Here is a 22,440-nt window from a genome sequence, read left to right on the forward strand (position 1 = left end):
AAATTAAGAGGAGGCGTGATCCGTCATGATAAATGGTATTATTATCGTCGCATTGATCGTTGTCGCGATCTTCGCGGTGAAAGGTTCGATCCGCCAGTTCACCTATGGCTGCTGCGGAACGAAAGATGTAGAAAAGAAGATCAAAGTGCAGGATAAAAATGCTTCAGACTATCCGTACTACGCAGTCATCGGAGTGGACGGCATGAAATGCAAACACTGCAAGCTCCATGTGGAGAATGCGTTCAATGAGAAGGATGGCAACTGGGCTGAGGTAAACCTCGAGAAGAAGGAAGCCGATGTCCGCATGAAAACAAAGCTGACAGACCGTGAGATCCGTGACATCGTGAGCAAGACCGGCTATGTGCTCCGCAATATCGAGTGGAAGCAGGCGTAAACGAAAAAACGGTTTCGGTTGAAACTCCAAATGCCTGGCTCTCTGCAGGGCAGGAACACACTTTTTAGGAATGAGAGGGATGCCGGATGTGGCAGAAGAAAGACATCGTTAATGAGTTCCAGAGACTTGGGAAGCGTATTACAAAGCAGAGAATGGTCATCCTTGATGTGATCTTAGAACAGAACTGGACCGACTGCAAGGAAGTTTACTATGAGGCGGTACAGAGAGATTCCACCGTGGGTCTTTCCACAGTCTACCGCACGATCCGCATGCTGGAGGAGATGGGCGTCTTAAAGCGCGTTTACCAGTATGTATTTACGGATGAAACAGGAGTGCGCGCAGACGGGGAAAACGAGGTTATCGCCCCGGAGTTCCACGGAAAGAACGGTCTCAGACAGACCGAAAAAGAGAAAGAAAAATGCTGTTCCTTCAGTGCGTCATAAACGCGGAGAAAACAGCAGGTCATGGAGTTATGGATGACAGCAAATTATCAGAAAATGACATTTTTTTTCAACATAAAATATTTTAAAATATTATGATTGACTAACCGGCAGGAAAAGAGTTACCATGTGGGAAACGTTTGAAAGCCTTCCGGTTTTCGACGTTCTGCCAAGTAAAATGCAAGGGAGTGAAAACCGATGAAACACCATAAATTCTGGGCGTGGGCAACTGTTTTCTGCTTTGCTATGGTGATGTATACCGGATATAAGCACAAGTGATCCGGCAGCTAAAAGCCAGGTCAGCAGGCTTTAAACAGGACAGATCATTTACTATTAAATTATATTTTTTACTTACAGGAGGAATTTAAAATGTTAGATGTTAAGAAATGCTTGAAATTAAAAAATGTTGCAGTATTTGCAGGCGGTGTTCTTTTCGGGACAGCTGGTGTCAAGGTTCTCGGAAGCCAGGACGCTAAGAAGTTATACATCAACTGCCTCGCAGCAGGTCTCCGCGCAAAAGAGTGCGTTATGACAACAGCTTCCAACATCCAGGCAAACGCTGAGGATGTTCTTGCAGAGGCTAAGGAGATCAACAGAGCACGTGCTGAAGAAGCATTCGGTGAGGAAGAGGAAGCAGCAGAAGACTTCACAGAGACAACAGAAAAAGCAGAGGACGCTGAATAATCATTATGAAATCAGGAATCAGATTTACGGTAAAACATGATATCAAGGGCCGTATCCGAATCCATCTCACCAGAGGCCGCCTGTCAGTCAGACAGGCGGACCTCTTTTCCTTTTATCTCGCATCCCTTCCGCAGGTAACGGCAGCAAAGGTATATGAGAGAATCGGAGATGCGGCGATCACGTACACAGGCTCAAAGGAAGATCTCATTGCTGAGATCTTAAGGTTCTCCTTTGACGATGAAGAGTTAAACGAGATCGTGCCTGTGACAAGCACGAGAGAGTTAAATCAGGAGTTCCAGGAAAAGCTCGTGACAAAGTGTCTTACAAGATGCCTTACAAAGATCTTCCTTCCGGCTCCGGTCCGTGCGGTATGGACAGCGATCCAGTCTGTTCCATTCGTTATTAAAGGCATCAGAAAGCTTGCGGGAAGAAAGCTTGAGGTCGAGGTCCTCGATGCGACGGCGATCACGGTGTCCATGCTGCGGTGCGACTTCAACACAGCAGGATCCGTCATGTTCCTTCTCGGAATCGGTGAGCTTCTGGAAGACTGGACCCACAAGAAGTCTGTCAGCGATCTTGCGGGCAGCATGTCCTTAAATATCGAGAGAGTATGGCAGAAGACAGAGGACGGGGAAGTACTTGTCCCGATCTCTGATATTAAGGAAGGAGATCTCGTCTCCGTCCGCGTCGGCAGCGTGATCCCGCTTGACGGCATTGTAGATTCCGGCGAGGCGATGGTAAACCAGGCATCAATGACCGGTGAGTCTGAGCCGGTCCGCAAGGAGAACGGCATGTACGTCTATGCCGGAACCGCGGTCGAGGAAGGAAACCTCATCGTCCGCGTCAAGAAAGCAGCTGGATCCACAAGATTCGAGCGCATTGTGAAGATGATCGAGGAGTCCGAGAAGTTAAAGTCTTCCTTAGAGACAAAGGCATCCGGACTTGCGGACGCTCTCGTTCCGTGGAGTCTCGGCGGAACCATCGTTACTTACCTTCTCACAAGAAATGTGACAAAGGCGATCTCGATCCTTATGGTTGACTTCTCCTGTGCGTTGAAGCTCGCAATGCCGCTTTCCGTACTCTCTGCTATGAGAGAGGCGAGCAGCTACAAGATGACTGTCAAAGGCGGCTCCTTCATGGAAGCAGTCGCTGAGGCGGACACCATCGTATTCGATAAGACAGGCACCCTCACAAAGGCACAGCCGGTGGTTGCAGACGTTGTGACCTTCGAGGGACGCGACCAGGCTGAGATGTTAAGGATTGCTGCCTGCTTAGAGGAGCACTTCCCGCACTCCATGGCGAACGCGGTTGTTGCGGCCTCCAGAGAGCGCGGACTTGTCCACGAGGAGATGCACTCTAAGGTTGACTATATCGTTGCACACGGAATTGCATCCCATATCGGCGAGGACAAAGTCGTGATCGGTAGCTACCACTTTGTATTCGAGGACGAGCAGTGTGTAGTCCCGGAGGGCGAAGAAGAGAAATTTGAAGCCCTTCCGGCAGAGTACTCCCACCTGTATCTCGCGATCGCGGGAAGACTGGCGGCTGTGATCTGCATCGAGGATCCGCTCCGTCCGGAAGCTCCGGAAGTTATGAAGGAGCTCAGAAAGCTTGGTATCAAGAAGATCGTCATGATGACAGGAGACAGCGAGAGAACGGCCCGCGCCATTGCCGCAAGAGTCGGCGTGGACGAGCATCACTCCGAGGTCCTTCCGGAGGATAAGGCGAACTTCGTTGAAGCAGAGAAGAACGCAGGCCATAAGGTTATCATGGTGGGAGACGGAATCAACGATTCTCCGGCACTCTCCGCGGCAAACGTCGGCATCGCGATCAGCGAGGGCGCTGAGATCGCAAGAGAGATCGCGGACATCACAATCTCTGAGGACGCGATGTTCCAGCTTGTGACTTTAAAAGCAATCAGCAATGCGCTGATGCGGCGTGTTCACAGAAATTACCGCTTTGTCATCAGCTTCAACTTTGGTCTCATCATCCTAGGCGTGATGGGCGTGCTTGCCCCGGCGACATCCGCCCTGCTTCACAACACATCCACCCTGTGCATCAGCATGCACAGCATGACGAACCTGTTGAAGGACGAGGAGAAGAAGCACTAATATAGGTAGAATTGTAACTATGAATGAATGCACTGAATAGTTACGATGAATTATATGCCCGCGGCATGGAGCGATCCGGCCGCGGGTGTTTTTTTTCTGCATGGAGGTGACATGGAATACCTGGCGGTGCGGCTGCCTGCATTTTGTGGTTCACAAGACGCGGATTTCATGCTATACTAGTGCAGGCATGTGGCAGAAGTCTGTCATCTGCTTTTCAAAAACGACAAAGGAAGGCACAATTATGAACTATATGATCTGTATTCCTTCACCGAGACTCGTCTCGAGGGAATACTGTGAAAGGATCCACAACATTTTAGCCAGAATGTCGGATCAGTACCGGGTCAATATCGTTCCGGAGCCGGTTAAGATGCGCCAGGGATCCTGCCCGGATTTTTATAAGAAATACCGGATCTATAAAGATATCAAGGAACGCGACGGAAACGGGGAGGCGTACCTGACCTCTGAAGAAGAAAATATGATCCTCAGCGTGTGCAGGAATCCGGAGGAAGTGGAGCTTATGAAGGGCTGCACCTACGCGTACCGGTATCCGACAACACTGGTGCTCAAGAGCTTCCGGGAAGATAAAAAGAGGTAGGACAGGGAAACATCCACAAGCGGATCCTGCCGCTCTGAAACTGTTGGCAAACAGACGAAAGTGTGTTATACTTATCCTAAGTCCGCGGGGCGGTCGTGGTCTGCCCTGTGGAAAGGAAAAAGAGATTTGTGGCGACTGGAACGAAACAGTCACAGAAGATTACGAGGAGATCAGAGAAAATGAAAAACAGAAGAGTTTTTTTAAAGCTCAGCGGAGAGGCCCTTGCAGGTCCGAAAAAGACTGGCTTTGACGAAGATACGGTAAAGGAAGTTGCAAGACAGGTCAAGGCATCTGTTGATGCAGGTGTACAGGTCGGCGTTGTGATCGGCGGCGGAAACTTCTGGCGTGGACGTACAAGCGACGCGATCGACCGCCCGAAGGCAGACCAGATCGGAATGCTTGCGACTGTCATGAACTGTATTTATGTATCCGAGATCTTCCGGAACGCGGGAATGAAGACACAGATCCTTACCCCGTTTGAGTGCGGAAATATGACAAAACTGTTCTCCAAGGACCGTGCGAACAAGTATTTTGAGCACGGAATGGTCGTATTTTTTGCCGGTGGAATCGGACAGCCGTATTTCTCTACCGACACGACGATCACTCTGATGGCGATCGAAATGGATGCGGACTGCATTCTCCTCGCAAAGTCCATCGACGGCGTATACGACAGTGATCCGAAGGTAAATCCGAATGCGAAAAAGTATGACGAGATCTCGATCCAGGAAGTGATCGACAAGCAGCTCGGTGTCGTTGACCTGACTGCTTCTATTATGTGTATGGAACACAAAATGCCGATGGCGGTATTCTCCTTAAACGAAAAGGATGGAATCGCGAACGCCATGCAGGGAAAAATTAACGGTACGATCGTTACCGTCTGATAACAGGAGGAAACCATGAGCGAAGAATTAAAAGTATATGAAGAGAAAATGGAAAAATCCATCGATGCCCTCTTAAACGAGTACGCATCCATCCGCGCAGGACGTGCGAACCCGCATGTACTTGACAAGATCAAAGTGGATTACTACGGAACACCGACACCGATCCAGCAGGTCGGAAATATCTCCGTTCCGGAGGCAAGAATGATCCTGATCCAGCCGTGGGAGAAGAGTCTGATCCGCCCGATCGAGAAGGCGATCCAGACCTCCGAGCTTGGAATCAACCCGAGCAACGACGGTTCCGTGATCCGTCTCGTATTCCCGGAGCTCACCGAGGAGAGACGTAAAGAGCTTGCAAAGGATGTTAAGAAAAAAGGCGATGGCGCTAAGGTAGCGATCCGCAATATCCGCCGCGACGCGAATGAAGCGTTCAAGAAGATGGAGAAGAACGATGAGATCTCTGAGGACGATTTAAAAGAGCTTACCGAGAAAGTCCAGAAGCTTACCGACAAGTCCATCGAGAAGATCGACAAGGCCGTTGAGAACAAGACAAAGGAAATTCTTACCGTTTAATCGGAGTTTCCTACTACACAAAACAGACAGGGGGCAGGGGAAGTTTTCCTGTCCCCGTTTGTTTGCGCGGGCAACGAGTCAAGGCCCGTGCTTGCACGAGGTTTTGACGTTGCTAAGCGCCAGTGGCGCTTGTCCAGCAACGACCGGAACAGAGTGTAGAAGACGCGGCAACTTGAGAAATACTTACGTTTCTCATAGTCTGCGCGGGCAACGAGCCAAAAGATAAAGGGAGAACAATCATGGAAGAGAATTTAAAGATTCCCGCCCACGTGGCGCTGATCTTAGACGGAAATGGAAGATGGGCGAAGAAGCGCGGACTTCCGAGACAGCTTGGACATAAAAAGGGCTGCGAGACACTGGAGCAGGTCGTTGAGGACGCAGCACGGCTTGGAATCCGGTATCTGACAGTTTACGGATTTTCCACAGAGAACTGGAAACGCCCGGAGGAGGAAGTCGGCGCGCTGATGCAGTTATTCCGTTTCTACGCGAAGAGGCTTCTCGCAATGGCTGAAAAGAACAACATCCGTGTCCGCATGATCGGCGAGAGAAGCCGTTTTGCGCCGGATATCGTGGGCGCGATCAATGTCCTGGAAGAAAAGACAAAAAAAAATACAGGAATGACCTTTGTGATCGCCGTAAACTACGGAAGCCGCGATGAGATCACGAGAGCAGTGAGAAAGATCATGACGGATGTGGAGAAAGGGAAGATCGCGCCGGAGGATATGACGGAGAAAGTTTTCGCGTCCTACCTGGACACGGCAGGAATCCCGGATCCGGATCTCATGATCCGCACCAGCGGGGAGCTTCGCCTCTCTAACTACCTGTTATGGCAGCTCGCGTACTCAGAACTCTACGTGACAGAATGCCTGTGGCCGGATTTCAATAAGGAAGAATTATTGAACGCGATCCGCCAGTACGATAAGAGAGAGCGCCGGTTCGGAGGAGTTACGGCGGTAAAAACGGAGTAAGAGGTGATCTTATGTTTACGACAAGACTGATCAGCGGAATCGTCCTTGTGATCATTGCGGCGTTTCTGCTTGTTGAGGGCAGTGCAGTCCTTTATTTCGGCTCCATGGCGATCTCCTTGATCGGACTTTATGAGCTTTACCGGGTCATGAAGATCGAGAGATCGGCACCGGGGTTTGTGGGCTATGCGGCTGTCGTTGCTTATTACTGGATCATGGGAAACAGGGAGCAGTATGTGACGTTCCTCGCTATCATTTCCCTCATGATCTTAATGACGATCTACGTGGTGACGTTCCCGAAGTACGGGACGGAGCAGATCACGGTGGCGTTCTTTGGAATCTTCTATGTGGGGATCATGTTCTCCTACCTCTATCAGGTGCGGGAGATGCCGGACGGAAAATATCTCGTATGGCTGATCCTTTTAAGCTCCTGGGGCTGTGATACCTTCGCCTACTGCGCGGGAAAGCTTTTTGGAAAGCATAAGATGACCCCGAAGCTGAGCCCGAAAAAGACCGTGGAGGGTGCCATCGGAGGTGTCGTGGGCGCGGCAGTCTTAGGATTCCTCTACGGAACCTTCTTTAAGAACAATATGATCCAGGTGATAAATCCGGGCGTGATCTCGGGAGCTGCCTGCGCCATCGCGGCGGTAATCTCCATGGTGGGAGATCTGGCGGCTTCCGCCATCAAGAGAAACCATGACATCAAGGATTACGGAAATCTGATCCCTGGCCATGGCGGAATCTTAGACCGGTTTGACAGCATGATCTTTACCGCCCCGGCGATCTATTTCGCTATCACATTTATGGGCATCCGGTAGGAAAGGACAAAGAGATGAAACGAATTGCTATTCTGGGTTCCACAGGTTCCATCGGAACCCAGACTTTGGATGTAGTCCGTGCAAACGGAGATATTGAAGTTGTAGGAATCGCGGCGGGAAGAAACATCGATGCGCTGGAGAGTCAGATCCGTGAATTCTCCCCGAAGATCTGCGGTGTCTGGGATGAGGAGAAGGCAAAAGAGCTGGCTGTCCGCGTGGCAGATACAGACACGAAGATCGTCTCCGGCATGGAAGGACTTTTGGAGATTGCGGTCATGGAAGGATATGAGATCCTCGTGACGGCAGTGGTGGGCATGATCGGCATCCGCCCGACGATGGCTGCCATCGAGGCAGGAAAGGACATTGCCCTGGCAAACAAAGAGACGCTTGTCACTGCGGGACATCTCATCATCCCGCTTGTGAAGGAGAAAAAAGTCCGTCTTCTTCCGGTGGACAGTGAGCACAGCGCGATCTTCCAGTGTTTAAACGGGGAACACGGGAATAAGATTGAAAAGATCCTATTAACAGCATCCGGCGGCCCGTTCCGCGGATGGGCGAGAGAGCAGATGAAGAATGTCCAGGTGGAGGATGCCTTAAAGCATCCGAACTGGTCCATGGGAGCGAAGCTCACCATCGACAGTTCCACCATGGTCAACAAAGGTCTCGAGGTCATGGAGGCGAAATGGCTTTTTGATGTGGGAATGGACGATGTCCAGGTCGTTGTGCAGCCGAAGAGTGTGATACACTCTATGGTACAGTTTGAGGACGGTGCTGTGATGGCGCAGCTCGGAACGCCGGATATGAAGCTTCCGATCCAGTATGCTCTCTATTACCCGGAGCGCAGACCAATGAGGGGAGATCGTCTCGACTTCTGGTCCATGAAGGAGATCATATTCGACAAGCCGGATTACGAGAATTTCCGCGGCCTGGCACTCGCGAGAGAAGCAGGAAAAGCGGGCGGTTCCGTGCCTGTAGTGTTTAACGCGGCGAACGAGTTCGCGGTTGCGAAGTTCCTCGGGAAGAAGATCAGCTATCTGGAGATCACGGATATGCTCGAGGCTGCAATGGAACATCATAAGAAGATCGCCCATCCGTCATTGGATGAGGTGCTTGAGACGGAAGCGGAGACTTACGAGTTCCTGAAGAAGCAGTGGAATTTCTAAAGCTGTATAATGATTGAAAAACTCTGTTTCACACATCAAAGGTATGTGCAAAGATTGAATGATATTTTGCAACTGTTCAGTAGATCTGCGCACTTGCTGCGCTGACCGTAAGAAAACTCGAGCTGGAAAGCAAAAATCCCATCAGCAAAGCTGATCTGGAATGGATTTTTGCATGTAACGATGAAGGTACTGAATAGTTATGATGTTTTAATGAAAGCAGGTGAATATTAAAGTTGGATCTTGGGTATCTGGCAGCGGTGGTTGTCCTTGGCGGAATCATCCTGTTTCATGAATTTGGACATTATCTCCTGGCGCGGTTAAACGGGATTGCCGTGGTGGAGTTCTCGGTGGGATTCGGACCGAGACTTCTCTCATGGGTGAGCCAAAAGACCGGAATCCGGTATTCCTTAAAGCTTCTGCCTCTCGGCGGCTCCTGTGCGATGCTTGGAGAATTCGGGGAAGATGAGGATGAAAAGGAAGAAGTCCCGGATGTGAAGGGAGTTTCCTTCTTTGATAAGGGACCATTGGCGAAGATGGCGGTGATCGCCGCAGGACCGATCTTCAACTTTATCCTGGCGTTCGTTTTTTCCCTGGTGATCTTATCCTGGGCCGGAATCGATCCTGCAGTCATCGCCGGAACCTCCGAGGGAATGCCTGCGGAGACGGCTGGACTGAAAGAGGGCGATGTGATCACAAAGCTTGATGGCAGAAAGATCCATCTTTCCAGGGAGATCTCCATGTACCTGATGACGGCCGGACAGGATCCCGTGCAGGTGGAGTATAGACGATATGACGAAACATCATCGTCGTGGACGACAGAACACACGGTGATCCAGCCGGAGTTTAAGGACGGCAGGTATTACCTCGGCGTCCTTCTTCAGGGACACCGGGATGCCCCGGAGTCACTGGTGCAGGTTCTGCAGTACAGCGTCTACGAGGTGCGGTACTGGATCCTCACGGTGATCGACAGCCTGAAGATGATCGCCGGGGGCAAGGTCTCCACAAACGATATCGCAGGACCTGTCCGCATTGTCACGATCATCGATCAGACTGTGGAAGAGAACACCCAGTACGGATTCGTGACGGTGGTGATGAACCTCTTAAATCTTATGGTCATGTTTTCGGCGAACCTGGGCGTTATGAACCTGCTACCGTTCCCGGCGCTTGACGGCGGACGGCTGGTATTCTTACTCTGGGAACTCGTCACGAGACAGCCGGTGAGCCAGAGAGTGGAGAGCGCGGTGAATATGGCCGGGATGGCGCTGCTCATGACATTTATGGTGTTTGTTGTATTTAATGATTTGAGAATGATATTTTAGCAGGAGTGAAATTTCGTTTTTTGAAGTGGGAGAGAGATGGATGTATAGAGATCATACAAAGGAAATTCAGATTGGGGACAAAAAGATCGGCGGGGGAAATCCGGTTCTGATCCAGTCCATGTGCAACACGAAGACGGAGAATGTGGCGGCAACGATAGAGCAGATCCACCGCCTGGAGGACGCCGGATGTGACATTATCCGTGTGGCGGTTCCGACCATGGAAGCGGCTGCTGCAATCCGCGAGATCAAGAAGCAGATCCATATTCCGCTGGTTGCCGACATTCACTTTGACTACCGCCTGGCTATCGCAGCTATCGAGAGCGGAGCGGATAAGATCCGCATCAACCCGGGCAACATCGGGGCGAGAGAGCGGGTGAAGGCTGTCGTCGATAAGGCGAAAGAGTACGGGATCCCGATCCGCGTGGGAGTAAACAGTGGCTCTCTGGAGAAAGACCTCCTCGCAAAATACGGCGGTGTGACGGCGGAAGCTCTCGTTGAGAGCGCATTGAAGGAAGTGGCCGTTGTGGAGGAACTGGGATACGATAATCTTGTGATCAGCATCAAGTCCTCCGACGTTTTAATGTGTGTGGCAGCCCACGAGCTTATCGCAAAGAAGACGAATTATCCGCTTCATGTGGGGATCACAGAGTCCGGAACACTGCTTTCCGGAAATATCAAGTCCTCTGTGGGTCTTGGAATCATTCTCCATGAGGGGATTGGCGATACGATCCGTGTCTCCTTAACCGGAGATCCGGTGGAGGAAGTAAAGAGCGCGAGACTGATCCTGAAAACGTTAGGGCTCAGGAAGGGCGGCGTGGAAGTTGTTTCCTGTCCGACCTGCGGAAGGACCCAGATCGACCTCATTCACCTGGCAAATCAGGTAGAGGATATGGTATCCGGCATGGATCTTGATGTGAAGGTAGCCGTTATGGGCTGCGTGGTCAACGGACCTGGCGAGGCGAGAAGTGCGGATATCGGAATCGCCGGTGGAATCGGCGAAGGTCTCCTGATCAAAAAGGGAGAGATCATCAAAAAGGTACCGGAACATGAACTTCTTTCCGTTCTTCGGGAAGAGCTTTTGAAGATGCAGGAGATGCAGAAATAAGTATGGAAAAACCATTCCTTGAAGTTTTCCCGGGGCTTAATATTGCTGATGAACTGAAAGAGCTTTTGAAGCTTGTTGTGGTGGAAAAGGTCACCATGACAAAGGACAGAAGCTCTATTCGTGTTTATATCAGGAGTCCCCGGCTGATCCATAAAAAGAATATTTATGCCTTAGAGGCCGGGATCGCGAAGCAGCTGTTCCCGGGGAGACCGATCACGATCAAGATCTTAGAGAAATACCGCCTCTCGGCACAGTATACCCCGGAGAAGCTCTACGATGTCTACCGGGACAGTATCCTCATGGAGTTAAAGAACTACGGGATGATCGAGTATAATATTCTCCGCCGGGCGGACACGAAGTTTGTCACCGACGATAAGATGGTCATGACCATCGAGGACAATCTGATCTACAGGGAGCGGTCTAAGGAAGTCGGACGGGTACTGGAAAAGATCTTCACGGAGCGCTGCGGGCTTGCGGCTGAGGTGGAATTTTTATATAAAGAGAGTGAAAAGAAAGACCCGATGGATCAGCCGGTATTCATGAAGCCGGGAGGAGAACTCGTTGTAGGTGTACAGAGTGAGGAGAATTACTTAGAAGGTGCAGCGGAGAGTGCCCCCTGGGATGAAGGAACGTCAAACGGTGGATTTAACGGGACATTCGGAGATGGAAATGGAAACGCGGATGTTCAGATGGCGGCTCAAAGTGCGGCCGGTTCTGGAGCTTCCGGCGGCAGATCCGGCGCGGATCCGGGAAAGGCAGCCAGTGGAAAGAGCGGTTCCGGCACAAAGACATCGGCCGGTTTTGGAGCTGCAAAGCAGAAGACGGACGCGGCTGGAAAGGGCGGCGGAAACCAGACTGGAAAGTCCGCGGGCGGCGGACAGAACGGAAACGGCGGCGGATTCACGAAGAAGACCTTCGGAGAGAAGGGAAAAGGTGGATTCTCCGGCGGTTTCCGGAAAGGCTCCGACGGAAGGATCCCGTACCGAAAGTCGGAGAACCCGGATGTTCTTTTCGGGCGCGATTTTGAGGGCGATGCGGTGAATATCCATGACATCGACGGTGAGATCGGCGAGGTCGTGATCCGTGGTAAAGTGATCCGGGCGGAGAAGCGGGAACTCCGGAGCGGAAACAAGCTCATGATCTTCGATCTTACAGACTTTACAGACAGTATTACTGTAAAGATGTTCTTAAGAGAGGGTCAGGAGGAGGACGCCACTGCGGCTATCAAGGAAGGAAACTTCATCAAGATCAAGGGAATCACCACCATTGATAAGTTCGACGGCGAGCTGACTATCGGTTCCATCGTGGGCATTAAGAAGAGCGAGGACTTTACCTCCAAGCGTGTGGATAATGCCCCGGTGAAGCGAGTGGAGCTCCACTGCCATACGAAGATGAGCGATATGGATGGCGTTTCCGAGGTAAAGGACCTGGTAAAGCGGGCGAAGAAGTGGGGAATGCCGGCCCTGGCGATCACAGACCACGGCTGTGTCCAGGCGTTCCCGGACGCGAACCATGCCCTTGACAAAGGGGATACTTTTAAGGTCCTCTACGGTGTCGAGGGATATCTGGTGGACGACATGAAGGAGATGGTCGTCAATTCCAGAAATCAGAGTCTCGATGGGGACTATGTGGTGTTCGATATCGAGACCACGGGATTCTCGCCGACAAAGAATAAGATCATCGAGATTGGTGCCGTGAAGGTGAGAAATGGCGAGATCATCGACAGGATGGATGAGTTTGTGAATCCGGAGGTTCCGATCCCCTTCGATATCGAGCGTCTGACAGGGATCAACGATGCCATGGTCATGGGGGCGGATACGGTGGACAAGGTGCTGCCGAGATTCCTGGAGTTTGTGGGGGATGCGGCACTGGTTGCCCACAACGCGTCCTTCGATGTGAGCTTTATCTCCCACAATGCGGGTCTTTTGGGACTGCCCTTTGATCCGACAGTCCTGGATACGGTGACTCTGGCGAGAGCACTTCTTCCGAACCTGAACCGGTTTAAGCTGGATACGGTAGCGAAGGCACTGGGTGTTTCCCTGGAGAACCATCACCGGGCCGTGGACGATGCGGAGGCAACTGCTGGAATTTTCCTGAAATTCGTGGAAATGTTAAAAAAACAGCACGATATGACGAATCTCGACCAGCTGGAGGAGTTCAGCCACGTGAGCGATGAGACGATCATGAAGATGCCGACGTACCATGTCATCATTCTCGCAAAGAATGACCTGGGACGCGTGAATCTGTATCGTCTTGTCTCATGGTCCCACCTTAAATATTTCTCGAGAAGACCGAGAATTCCGAAGAGCGTGCTGAACCAGTACAGGGAGGGCCTGATCATTGGATCAGCCTGCGAGGCGGGGGAGCTTTATCAGGCGATCCTGCGGGGCGTGCCGGATGCGGAGCTTGCGAAGATCGTGAAGTTCTACGATTATCTGGAGATCCAGCCTCTTGGAAACGACATGTTTATGCTGAGGGATGAGAAGAGCACGGTGAAAACAGTGGATGACCTGATGGACATCAACCGGAAGATCGTTTCCCTCGGCGAGCAGTTTAACAAGCCGGTGTGCGCGACCTGCGATGTGCATTTTATGGATCCGGATGACGCGATCTACCGGAAGATCCTGATGGCAGGAATGGGATTTAAGGATGCAGATGAACAGGCTCCGTTGTTCTTGCGGACAACGGAAGAGATGCTCTCAGAGTTTGAGTATCTGGGAAGTGACAAGTGTTATGAGGTCGTTGTCACGAATACGAGAATGATCGCGGACATGTGTGAGCCGATCGCGCCGGTGCGGCCGGATAAGTGTCCGCCGGTCATCGACAAGTCTGATGAGACGCTGCGAAACATCTGTTACAACCGCGCCCACGAGATGTACGGCGAGAATCTTCCGAAGATCGTTGTGGACCGTCTGGAGCGGGAGCTGCACTCCATTATCTCCAACGGATTCGCGGTTATGTACATCATTGCGCAGAAATTAGTATGGAAATCCAACGAGGACGGGTATCTGGTCGGATCACGAGGCTCGGTAGGTTCGTCCTTTGTCGCCACGATGTCCGGTATCACGGAGGTAAACCCGCTAAGTCCCCATTATTCTTGCCCGAACTGTCATTATTATGACTTTGATTCAGAGGAAGTGAAGAAGTACGGAGGTATGGCGGGATGTGACATGCCGGATAAGGTGTGTCCGGTCTGTGGACATCCGATGGTCAAGGACGGTTTTGATATTCCGTTCGAGACGTTCTTGGGATTCAAGGGAGATAAGGAGCCTGATATCGACTTAAACTTCTCCGGTGAATACCAGAGCCGTGCCCATGACTATACGGAGGTTATCTTCGGTAAAGGGCAGACGTTCCGTGCGGGGACCATCGGTACTCTGGCAGATAAGACGGCCTACGGCTATGTGAAGAATTACTTTGAGGAGCATGGGGAACGGAAGAGGAACTGTGAGATCAACCGGATCGTTCAGGGGTGTGTCGGCGTACGGCGTACAACGGGACAGCATCCGGGAGGTATCGTTGTTCTGCCGCTCGGCGAGATGATCTATTCGTTTACCCCGGTACAGCATCCGGCGAACGATATGACCACGAAGACGATCACGACCCATTTCGATTACCATTCCATCGACCACAACCTGTTGAAACTCGATATTCTCGGACACGATGATCCGACGATGATCCGTATGCTGCAGGATCTCACAGGACTCGATCCGGTCAAGGATATCCCGCTTGACTCCAGGGAGGTCATGAGCCTGTTCCAGAGTACGGATGCGCTGGGGATCAAGCCGGAGGATATCGGTGGCTGTAAGCTTGGAGCACTCGGCGTGCCGGAGTTTGGTACGGATTTCGCGATGCAGATGTTAATTGATACAAAGCCGAAGTACTTTTCAGACCTTGTGCGTATCGCCGGTCTTGCCCATGGTACGGATGTATGGTTGGGAAATGCCCAGACACTCATTCAGGAAGGAAAGGCGACGATCCAGACTGCGATCTGTACGCGTGATGATATCATGATCTATCTGATCCAGCAGGGGCTTGAGGAAGGTCTTGCGTTTACGATCATGGAGGCGGTCCGTAAGGGTAAGGGACTGAAGCCCGACTGGGAAGAGGAGATGACGAAGCATGGGGTGCCGGACTGGTATATCTGGTCGTGTAAGAAGATCAAATATATGTTCCCGAAGGCGCATGCGGCGGCGTATGTTATGATGGCCTGGCGTATCGCTTATTGTAAGGTGTTTTATCCGCTGGCGTATTATGCGGCTTTTTTCAGTATTCGTGCAAGTGCGTTTTCTTATGAGATCATGTGTTTAGGGCGTGAGAAGCTGGAGTATCATCTGGCGGATTATAAGAAGAGGGCGGATACGCTTTCGAAGAAGGAGCAGGATACGCTGAGGGATATGAGGATCGTGCAGGAGATGTATGCGCGGGGGTTTGATTTTCTGCCGCTGGATATTTATACGGCGAAGGCCAGACATTTTCAGGTTGTGGGAGACAAGTTGATGCCTTCCATTAACAGTATTGATGGTCTGGGAGAGAAGGCTGCGGACTCGATCGAGGAGGCGGCGAAGGATGGGAAGTTCCTGTCTAAAGAGGATTTCAGGAACAGGACGAAGGTCAGTAAGACGATCTGTGATCTGATGGAGGAACTGGGGATCCTGAAGGGACTTCCGGAGTCGAATCAGTTGTCGCTGTTTGATTTCTAAATTTCATAGTGGCTGGGGGGGACGCGCCGGTGAGACTCCGGGCGCGAACGCTTAGTGGGATTCCGGGAGGGTTCCTCTAAGCTCCCAGAAAAATGCTAAGGGCGGAGGTCCGGGGACACAACTCGCAACTTGCGTTGCTCAGATAAGTGTCCCCGGGCCTCCAACGCATTTTCCTGCGAGCCAAGAGGAAGCCAGCTCCCTCCACCCAGGCGGTCTGTGCCCGGAGTTTCACCGGCGCTGTGTGTTGGCGGGAGTGAGGGGGGAGGGGAAAGGGAAGGCTGTGGAGGGAGAAAAAGTGTTGGCGGAAGCCAGACGATGCGCGGGGCCCTTTGGGCGCCGCGGCATCGCGAGGTTGTTGTGGCGGTGTGAGGACGTTGAGGGATCGTGAGGATGTGGGCAGTGTGAGGACGTTGAGGGATTGTGAGGATGTGGGCAGTGTGAGGACGTTGGGGGATCGTGAAGCATCTGAGGTTTTTATTCCTCTTGGAGGAGGCTGTCCAGGTATTGCTGGGTGGTCATGAGTTCGGTGTGGAGAGGGGACAGGTAGGAAAGGATATTTTCGGCTTCTTTTCGTGAGGTCGCATTGAGCCCTGCTACGGCATCGGTGAGGTAGATGACTTTGCATCCGGCATCGATGGCGGAGAGGGCGGTGGAGAGTACGCAGCATTCTGCTACTACGCCGGAGATCACGACGCGGGAGGCGTGTTTTGCGAGTTCACGTACTTGCGGGATGACGAAGGAGGAGTAGACGCTTTTTGTGTATACAGGGTATTTTTTTGTGTAGGGCAGAAACTCGGACATCATTTCGTTGAGCCAGGGGTCTGCGTTTACGGCGGCGTTGACTTTGTTGTATTCTTTCCATACGCCTTCCGGGTGTTTTGTGGCGAGGTACTGGGTGAAGATCACCTGGGAAAGGGCGCGGCTGTTTAGAAGGCGGAGAATGGAGTCGGATGCTTTTTCGACTTCTTCGCAGGCCCATTCCTGACCTTTAGTGTAGACATTCTGCATGTCAATGACAAGTAATAAATCCTGATTTGTTTTTGCTGTTTGATCCATAAAGAGATTCCTCCTGATTCTTGGCGGCCTGGTGATAGAACCGTGTATCTAAAGTTTAGTATAGTTTTGATGAGGAGAATTTACAAGCGAAACGAATGTTACTTTATTAACAATCTTGCTTGAAATCAGGCGTTTTCATTGACTTTACACAAAATCAATGCTATCTTTATTTGGAATTGTTGTTAAATTGTAACTATTTGGGTTCAGTAGGTCTGCGCATTTACTGCGCTGACCGTAAGAAAACATAGGCGGGTAGGCAAAAATCCCATTGCCGCAGGCAATTTTTCATGGATTTTTGCTCGTGACTGTGAAGGTACTGAACAGTTACCTATTTGGAAGCTTTTGCGCTTGATGCGCCAACCGGATGGTTGCGGTGAAGCCACAATTTAGTATGTTCCGGAGGGAGGATATGTATGGGAAGGGAGCAGATGCTGCCGTCTTAGATTTTAGTGAGTCTAAGGGAGCGGAATCTGGCGCTTCTGGGAGGAATGGTCAGGAAAGACGTGAGAAGCTCCTGATAAACTGGTAAGGATGAAGATTAAGAAAAAAGAAAGGGTATATGAGGTATGAAGAATTTATTTAAAACAAAGTTTGATGCGGCAGTAATCGTGCTGATCCCAGCCTGCATCGGTATCAATTATCTTGGAAAGCTGTTTGCGAGTGTATTAAAACTTCCGTTATGGCTGGATTCTATCGGAACATGCATCGGTGGATGCCTTGGCGGTCCGATCATCGGCGCGATCTGTGGTGCGGCGAACAACCTGATCTATGGTTTTTCCGCGGGAGATAATATTACGCTTATCTATGCATTGACAAGCTTAGGTATTGGAGCGGCAGTTGGAATCATGGCCCGCCTTGGATTTATGAAATCATTCCCGAAGGCAATTCTTACAGCCTGTGCAGCCGGTCTTGCAGCGGTTGTGATCTCCACCCCGTTAAACGTATTATTCTGGGGCGGTACTACTGGAAATGTATGGGGTGACGCTGTGTTCGCAGCAACTCAGGCGGCTTCCATGCCGGTATTTCTGGGATCTCTGTTAGATGAAGTTGTTGTGGATGTTCCGGACAAACTGATCACTCTGATCGTTGTATTCTTTATTTTAAAGGGTCTTCCAAAGAAGCTTACAACGCTGTATGAGGCAAATTCCGAGATCGAGACTCTGGACTAATCAGATTTAGAAAAGGAAATGCAGCTGTTCTTCGGAGCAGCTGCCGGGAAACAAATATATGAAAAGTATCAGCCTGTTTGTAGATAACGGGACATATCTGACGAAGGTGCATCCCTTTACAAAATTGATGTATATCGCTGCCGCCATCAGTATTCCGCTGATCACTGGAAAGCTTTGGATGTTTGGTGTGTTTATCGCAGTCAGTCTCTGTGTTCTGGCCAGCGGAAAGATCCTGAAAAAGACGTTTCCGCTGATCGCTTTTTCTTTTACGATCCTTTTGACGATTTTCCTGATCCATGGATTGTTCAACCAGAGAAACGAGAATGTGCTGTTTCTGATCGGCGGGCTGAAATTTTACAGAGAGGGCACACTTTACGCCCTCCATATCGGTTTAAACATTCTGAACATGCTGCTGTCCTTTGCGGTGTTCGTCCTCTCTACCAAGCCGTCTGAGTTTGTGGATGAGCTGGAGAAACGTGGGTTTTCACCGCGTTTCGGTTACATCGTGACATCCGTGTTCCAGATCATCCCGCAGATGATGGGAACTATGAATACGATCATGGACGCGCAGCGCAGCCGCGGATTGGAGACAGAAGGAAATCTGCGGATCCGTGCTAAGGCATTCTTACCGCTGATCTCCCCGGTGGTCATGAGTTCCCTGATCAATACCAGAGAGCGGGCGATCGCTCTGGAGGTGCGTGGATTCGGCGCAGGAAAAAAGAAAACCTGGCTGGCAGATCGGAAACGTCACAAGGGAGACCGTGAGATCACGATCTTACTGGGACTCTGCATTCTGGCAGCTATTGCATGGAGGGTCGTCGTATGTCTGAGATAATTGTTGAAAATTTACGATACCGCTATCCCCACGCGAAGGAACTGGCGTTGGATGGTTTAAACTTTTCGATAGAAAAGGGTGAGTTTATCGGTGTTATCGGGGAAAACGGAGCAGGAAAAAGTACGCTGAGCCAGGCGATCATGGGACTTGTTCCGCAGTTCTACAAGGGAGCTTACGGCGGAAAAGTCATTGTGGACGGCATAGAGGCCGGAAAGACTCCGGTATCACAGCTCTGTGGTCATGTGGGTCTGGTGTTCCAGAATCCGTTTAACCAGCTGTCCGGAGCAAAGGACAATGTATATGAGGAAGTCGCTTTCGGAATGCAGAACCTGGGAATTCCGGCCGAAGAGATGAAGGAGCGGGTGGAGAACGCCCTGAAGCTCCTTGATATCTGGCAGTATCGCGATCGAAATCCGTTTGATCTGTCCGGAGGTCAGATGCAGCGTGTGGCGATCGCCAGCGTGCTGGTCATGCGGCCGGATGTCATGATCCTTGATGAACCGACTTCCCAGCTTGATCCGGAGGGAAGCGACGAGGTATTCCGGGCGGTTGAGACCCTGACGAATTCCGGTATCACGATCTTAATGATCGAGCAGAAGATCGAGAAACTGGCGGCTTACTGCGACCGCATTCTTCTTCTGCATGGTGGAAAGCAGATCGCGTTTGATACGCCGCAGAAGGTATTTTCCATGCCGGATCTTGCGGATTATGGGATTCAGGAACCGGCATTTACCCGGATCTGTAAGGCAGAACATGTGACTCTGCCGGATGGAACGTATCCGGTCACTGTGGAAGAGGCTGCCGGAGTGCTGAAAGAGAGACATGCGGGAAGAGCAGAGGCAAAAGGAGCTGCAAAGGCGGATAAAAAAAAGAATTCAGAAGTTTTAGGCGAGGAACAGTTCCTCATTAAGAATCTGGATTTTTCCTATCTTCCGGATGTGCCGGTCTTAAAGGCGTTGAACATGAGACTGGATAAGCGTCCGACGGCGATCATTGGCCAGAACGGAGCGGGAAAGACTACGTTGGTAAAGCTGTTGAAGGGACTGCTGAAGCCGGTATCCGGAAATATTTACTTCCGCGGCGAGGACATTTCTGGAAAAACGGTGGCGATGTTAGCTGGAAATGTTGGCTATGTGTTCCAGAATCCGGATGATCAGATCTTCAAATACAATGTGATGGACGAGATCATGTTTGGTCCGATGAATATCGGGATGGATCCGAAACGCGCGGAGGAAGAGGCAAAGCGGGCGCTGGAGCTGACAGGGTTGTCGGGTAAGGAGAAGGAAAATCCTTATGACCTTGAGTTATATGAGCGGAAGATGACTGCGATCGCTTCGGTTCTTGCCATGGACACGGATGTTTTGATTTTAGATGAGCCGACGATCGCCCAGGACTGGAAGGGACGCCAGATCATTGGCGGTATTATCCGCAGCCTGTCGGAGAGAGGAAAGCTTGTGATCGCGATCCTTCACGATATGGATTTTGTGGCGGAGAATTTTGAGCGCGTGATCATTATGGCTCATGGACAGGTGCTGGCGGATGGAACGGCCAGGGACGTGTTCATGCAGGATGAAGCGTTGAAAAAGGCAAGACTGCAGAAACCGTATATGATGCAGCTCGGTGAGGTACTGGGGTATGAGAGAGCGTATCTGACGGTGGATGAGATATTGAGAAATCAGGTGTCCTGATTAAAGTGAAAAAGATGTGCAGATCATTGGCCCGGGGAAGATTTGAGCCGATGGGGCACATCTTTTTTCTTTATGAGGCATGTGCCAGGAGTCTCATCGACGCTGGGTACTGAAGGGAGAGAAGGGATAGTTACAAAAATCATAAATATTTCGATCAGTTTACCATGTTGCTTTTGTTTTGTGATATACTGTTTTATATATTTTTTGGTCTCCGCTGCCGCTCTTCGTTCCACTACGGTCGGTTCAGAGCCAACGTCCACTGGACGTTGTGAACCGGTCGGCACAGAGCAGAGGTCCGCCGGATCTCTTGTGGTCTTCGCTTCGCTACGGTCGGTGCAAAGCGGACATCTACCGGATGTCCTGCACCCTTGTATTTGTCCTTATCAGAGTTTGTAAACACCGGTGGGTTGATATAGCACAAGGGAAACAATAAGGGAAATTCACTTTTTACATCTGAGTTTACGGTAGCGACAGGAGGAAAATTATCACCCTGATCGGGCAAGCGGTGAGTGAGACTGTGTGGGATAAAGAGGAGATCATCTACGCGGACCTCGACATGCAGAAGGTCCCGGCGAGCCGGATGGAGCATGATGTCTGTGGACATTACGCGAGACCGGACGTGTTGAAATTGAGTGTGGAGGATAAATAATGAAAGTATTGATGATCAATGGAAGCCCGCGGGCGAATGGAAATACATCGATCGCGTTGAATGAGATGAAGACGGTGTTTGAAAAAGAGGGAGTCGACGCGGAGATCGTGCAGGTCGGCAGTGAGGCGGTAAGAGGATGTATTGCCTGTAATCGATGCGCGGAGCTTGGGAAGTGTGTGTTCGACGATGTGGTGAATAAGCTGGCGGTGAAGCTTTCGGAGGCTGATGGACTGGTGGTCGCAAGCCCTGTTTATTATGCGTCCGCAAATGCGACCCTGATCGCGGTTCTGGACCGGCTGTTTTATAGTACATCCTTTGATAAGACAATGAAAGTCGGAGCGAGCGTTGTCTGTGCGAGACGCGGCGGATGTTCGGCGACTTTTGACGAGTTAAATAAGTATTTTACGATCAGCAACATGCCGATCGCATCTAGTCAGTACTGGAACGCCATCCACGGGCGCGGACCCGGAGAAGCAGTGGGGGATGCGGAAGGTATTCAGACGATGCGGGTTCTTGCGAGAAATATGACATTTCTCATGAAGAGCATTGAGCTTGGAAAAGAGAAGTATGGTCTTCCGGAGAAGGAAGAGGTCGTGCGGACGCATTTTATCAGATAGAGAAGAATGATATTGGAAGGAAATTATGCGATGAATCGGCAGAAACTGGTAAGTCAGATCAGAAGGTATGTGCCTTATAATGAGCAGGAAGAGGCGGATAAGGCTTTGATCCTAAACTGGATCGAGAAGAATGATGACGCGTTCCTTCGGGATAATGTGGTGGCGCACATGACGGCTTCGGCCTGGGTGGTGGATAAGGACAGGAGTAAAGTCCTTATGGTGTATCACAATATTTATCATTCCTGGTCATGGCTTGGCGGGCATGCGGATGGGGAGACAGATCTTCTGGCGGTTGCAATCCGGGAGGTGAAGGAAGAAGCAGGAATTTCCGATGTGCGGCCAGTGTCGGAGGAGATTTTTTCGCTGGAATCGCTCACCGTCGACGGACATGTGAAAAAAGGACGGTATGTGTCCAGTCACCTGCATCTGAATGTGACGTATCTCCTGGAGGCGGATTCTGAGGAACAGGTGTCTGTGAAGGCGGATGAGAACAGTGGGGTCGCTTGGTTTACGCCGGAGGAGGCGTTAAAGAAATCTACGGAGCCGTGGTTTGTGGAGCGGGTGTATGCGAAGCTTGTCGAGAAGACGATATCATTGTTGATGAACGAGTAGCAGACTGGTGTAAATCCGGTTTTGTTGCTCATTTTTTATTTCAGTCGAGAAGACTCCCACCTTTTT

At 50.9% G+C, this 22,440-nt stretch carries 20 protein-coding genes; 19 read left to right on the forward strand and 1 reads right to left on the reverse strand.

From position 1 onward, the window contains the following. Window positions 1–25: 25 nt before the first annotated feature. The 13 genes from DW677_RS02125 (at window position 26) to DW677_RS02185 (ending at window position 15,748) form a co-directional block, all read left to right on the forward strand. Window positions 26–394: a heavy metal-associated domain-containing protein gene (locus DW677_RS02125; RefSeq protein ID WP_117566401.1), complete on the forward strand. Its 369-nt coding sequence runs from the start codon at window positions 26–28 to the stop codon at window positions 392–394. 86 nt (window positions 395–480) lie between these two features. After that, the gene (locus DW677_RS19145) at window positions 481–837 is read left to right on the forward strand and encodes a transcriptional repressor (RefSeq protein ID WP_117483212.1); all 357 of its coding nucleotides are present in this window, start codon (window positions 481–483) and stop codon (window positions 835–837) included. A 366-nt stretch (window positions 838–1,203) separates the two neighbouring features. Further along, on the forward strand, window positions 1,204–1,518 hold the full coding sequence (locus DW677_RS02135; RefSeq protein ID WP_015554255.1) for a DUF6110 family protein: 315 nt from the start codon (window positions 1,204–1,206) through the stop codon (window positions 1,516–1,518). A 5-nt stretch (window positions 1,519–1,523) separates the two neighbouring features. Beyond that, window positions 1,524–3,629 carry a heavy metal translocating P-type ATPase gene (locus DW677_RS02140; RefSeq protein WP_343220174.1) on the forward strand — a complete coding sequence of 702 codons (2,106 nt, stop codon included), beginning with the start codon at window positions 1,524–1,526 and terminating at the stop codon, window positions 3,627–3,629. A 241-nt stretch (window positions 3,630–3,870) separates the two neighbouring features. After that, window positions 3,871–4,224: a hypothetical protein gene (locus tag DW677_RS02145; protein WP_117566402.1), complete on the forward strand. Its 354-nt coding sequence runs from the start codon at window positions 3,871–3,873 to the stop codon at window positions 4,222–4,224. A gap of 179 nt (window positions 4,225–4,403) precedes the next feature. Beyond that, window positions 4,404–5,105 carry a UMP kinase gene (gene pyrH / locus DW677_RS02150; protein ID WP_021904274.1) on the forward strand — a complete coding sequence of 234 codons (702 nt, stop codon included), beginning with the start codon at window positions 4,404–4,406 and terminating at the stop codon, window positions 5,103–5,105. A gap of 15 nt (window positions 5,106–5,120) precedes the next feature. Next, complete coding sequence (frr, locus tag DW677_RS02155; protein ID WP_021904275.1) at window positions 5,121–5,675, forward strand: ribosome recycling factor; 555 nt, start codon at window positions 5,121–5,123, stop codon at window positions 5,673–5,675. A gap of 239 nt (window positions 5,676–5,914) precedes the next feature. Then, on the forward strand, window positions 5,915–6,643 hold the full coding sequence (locus tag DW677_RS02160; protein WP_117566403.1) for an isoprenyl transferase: 729 nt from the start codon (window positions 5,915–5,917) through the stop codon (window positions 6,641–6,643). A gap of 11 nt (window positions 6,644–6,654) precedes the next feature. Continuing rightward, a complete protein-coding gene (locus DW677_RS02165) occupies window positions 6,655–7,458 on the forward strand; it encodes a phosphatidate cytidylyltransferase (protein ID WP_117469453.1) in 804 nt (267 codons plus the stop codon). A 14-nt stretch (window positions 7,459–7,472) separates the two neighbouring features. After that, on the forward strand, window positions 7,473–8,621 hold the full coding sequence (locus DW677_RS02170) for a 1-deoxy-D-xylulose-5-phosphate reductoisomerase (RefSeq protein ID WP_117566404.1): 1,149 nt from the start codon (window positions 7,473–7,475) through the stop codon (window positions 8,619–8,621). A gap of 233 nt (window positions 8,622–8,854) precedes the next feature. Continuing rightward, window positions 8,855–9,940 (forward strand): M50 family metallopeptidase, encoded by a 1,086-nt coding sequence (locus DW677_RS02175; protein ID WP_242990509.1) that lies wholly within the window; start codon window positions 8,855–8,857, stop codon window positions 9,938–9,940. A gap of 40 nt (window positions 9,941–9,980) precedes the next feature. After that, window positions 9,981–11,045 carry a flavodoxin-dependent (E)-4-hydroxy-3-methylbut-2-enyl-diphosphate synthase gene (ispG, locus tag DW677_RS02180; RefSeq protein ID WP_117504058.1) on the forward strand — a complete coding sequence of 355 codons (1,065 nt, stop codon included), beginning with the start codon at window positions 9,981–9,983 and terminating at the stop codon, window positions 11,043–11,045. Window positions 11,046–11,047: 2 nt separating this feature from the next. Further along, window positions 11,048–15,748, forward strand: coding sequence for a PolC-type DNA polymerase III (locus tag DW677_RS02185; protein WP_117566405.1), 4,701 nt, complete (start codon window positions 11,048–11,050; stop codon window positions 15,746–15,748). Between the two features lie 474 nt (window positions 15,749–16,222). Here the strand turns inward: DW677_RS02185 and DW677_RS02190 are convergent, their stop codons facing one another. Next, window positions 16,223–16,804, reverse strand: coding sequence for a cysteine hydrolase (locus DW677_RS02190; RefSeq protein WP_117552217.1), 582 nt, complete (start codon window positions 16,802–16,804; stop codon window positions 16,223–16,225). A 566-nt stretch (window positions 16,805–17,370) separates the two neighbouring features. Here DW677_RS02190 and DW677_RS02195 point away from each other — a divergent pair. The 6 genes from DW677_RS02195 to DW677_RS02220 all read left to right on the forward strand — a co-directional run bounded on the left by DW677_RS02195 (window position 17,371) and on the right by DW677_RS02220 (window position 22,374). Continuing rightward, a complete protein-coding gene (locus DW677_RS02195) occupies window positions 17,371–17,973 on the forward strand; it encodes an ECF transporter S component (RefSeq protein ID WP_117504062.1) in 603 nt (200 codons plus the stop codon). Window positions 17,974–18,031: 58 nt separating this feature from the next. Beyond that, window positions 18,032–18,808 (forward strand): energy-coupling factor transporter transmembrane component T, encoded by a 777-nt coding sequence (locus DW677_RS02200; protein WP_117566425.1) that lies wholly within the window; start codon window positions 18,032–18,034, stop codon window positions 18,806–18,808. Continuing rightward, on the forward strand, window positions 18,796–20,496 hold the full coding sequence (locus DW677_RS02205; protein WP_117566406.1) for an ABC transporter ATP-binding protein: 1,701 nt from the start codon (window positions 18,796–18,798) through the stop codon (window positions 20,494–20,496). Before DW677_RS02200 ends, DW677_RS02205 begins: the two co-directional genes overlap by 13 nt. Window positions 20,497–21,013: 517 nt before the next feature. Continuing rightward, complete coding sequence (locus tag DW677_RS02210; protein WP_330579524.1) at window positions 21,014–21,145, forward strand: hypothetical protein; 132 nt, start codon at window positions 21,014–21,016, stop codon at window positions 21,143–21,145. Continuing rightward, window positions 21,145–21,762 carry a flavodoxin family protein gene (locus tag DW677_RS02215; RefSeq protein WP_117566407.1) on the forward strand — a complete coding sequence of 206 codons (618 nt, stop codon included), beginning with the start codon at window positions 21,145–21,147 and terminating at the stop codon, window positions 21,760–21,762. Before DW677_RS02210 ends, DW677_RS02215 begins: the two co-directional genes overlap by 1 nt. Window positions 21,763–21,792: 30 nt before the next feature. Continuing rightward, complete coding sequence (locus DW677_RS02220; protein ID WP_343220169.1) at window positions 21,793–22,374, forward strand: NUDIX hydrolase; 582 nt, start codon at window positions 21,793–21,795, stop codon at window positions 22,372–22,374. Window positions 22,375–22,440: the final 66 nt, after the last annotated feature.

The organism is Clostridium sp. AM25-23AC (genome assembly GCF_003435125.1).
GTDB classification, from domain to species: domain Bacteria; phylum Bacillota; class Clostridia; order Lachnospirales; family Lachnospiraceae; genus Pilosibacter; species Pilosibacter fragilis.

What these genes read in the sequence shown, in the direction of transcription:
- DW677_RS02205 (WP_117566406.1), top strand. Translation starts at nt 18,796, where the DNA reads ATGTCTGAGATAATTGTTGAAAATTTACGATACCGCTATCCCCACGCG.
- DW677_RS02170 (WP_117566404.1), top strand. Translation starts at nt 7,473, where the DNA reads ATGAAACGAATTGCTATTCTGGGTTCCACAGGTTCCATCGGAACCCAG.
- ispG (WP_117504058.1), top strand. Translation starts at nt 9,981, where the DNA reads ATGTATAGAGATCATACAAAGGAAATTCAGATTGGGGACAAAAAGATC.
- DW677_RS02220 (WP_343220169.1), top strand. Translation starts at nt 21,793, where the DNA reads ATGAATCGGCAGAAACTGGTAAGTCAGATCAGAAGGTATGTGCCTTAT.
- pyrH (WP_021904274.1), top strand. Translation starts at nt 4,404, where the DNA reads ATGAAAAACAGAAGAGTTTTTTTAAAGCTCAGCGGAGAGGCCCTTGCA.
- DW677_RS02125 (WP_117566401.1), top strand. Translation starts at nt 26, where the DNA reads ATGATAAATGGTATTATTATCGTCGCATTGATCGTTGTCGCGATCTTC.
- DW677_RS02190 (WP_117552217.1), bottom strand. Translation starts at nt 16,804, where the DNA reads ATGGATCAAACAGCAAAAACAAATCAGGATTTATTACTTGTCATTGAC.
- DW677_RS02135 (WP_015554255.1), top strand. Translation starts at nt 1,204, where the DNA reads ATGTTAGATGTTAAGAAATGCTTGAAATTAAAAAATGTTGCAGTATTT.
- DW677_RS02145 (WP_117566402.1), top strand. Translation starts at nt 3,871, where the DNA reads ATGAACTATATGATCTGTATTCCTTCACCGAGACTCGTCTCGAGGGAA.
- DW677_RS19145 (WP_117483212.1), top strand. Translation starts at nt 481, where the DNA reads ATGTGGCAGAAGAAAGACATCGTTAATGAGTTCCAGAGACTTGGGAAG.
- frr (WP_021904275.1), top strand. Translation starts at nt 5,121, where the DNA reads ATGAGCGAAGAATTAAAAGTATATGAAGAGAAAATGGAAAAATCCATC.
- DW677_RS02140 (WP_343220174.1), top strand. Translation starts at nt 1,524, where the DNA reads ATGAAATCAGGAATCAGATTTACGGTAAAACATGATATCAAGGGCCGT.
- DW677_RS02200 (WP_117566425.1), top strand. Translation starts at nt 18,032, where the DNA reads ATGAAAAGTATCAGCCTGTTTGTAGATAACGGGACATATCTGACGAAG.
- DW677_RS02160 (WP_117566403.1), top strand. Translation starts at nt 5,915, where the DNA reads ATGGAAGAGAATTTAAAGATTCCCGCCCACGTGGCGCTGATCTTAGAC.
- DW677_RS02195 (WP_117504062.1), top strand. Translation starts at nt 17,371, where the DNA reads ATGAAGAATTTATTTAAAACAAAGTTTGATGCGGCAGTAATCGTGCTG.
- DW677_RS02165 (WP_117469453.1), top strand. Translation starts at nt 6,655, where the DNA reads ATGTTTACGACAAGACTGATCAGCGGAATCGTCCTTGTGATCATTGCG.
- DW677_RS02215 (WP_117566407.1), top strand. Translation starts at nt 21,145, where the DNA reads ATGAAAGTATTGATGATCAATGGAAGCCCGCGGGCGAATGGAAATACA.
- DW677_RS02185 (WP_117566405.1), top strand. Translation starts at nt 11,048, where the DNA reads ATGGAAAAACCATTCCTTGAAGTTTTCCCGGGGCTTAATATTGCTGAT.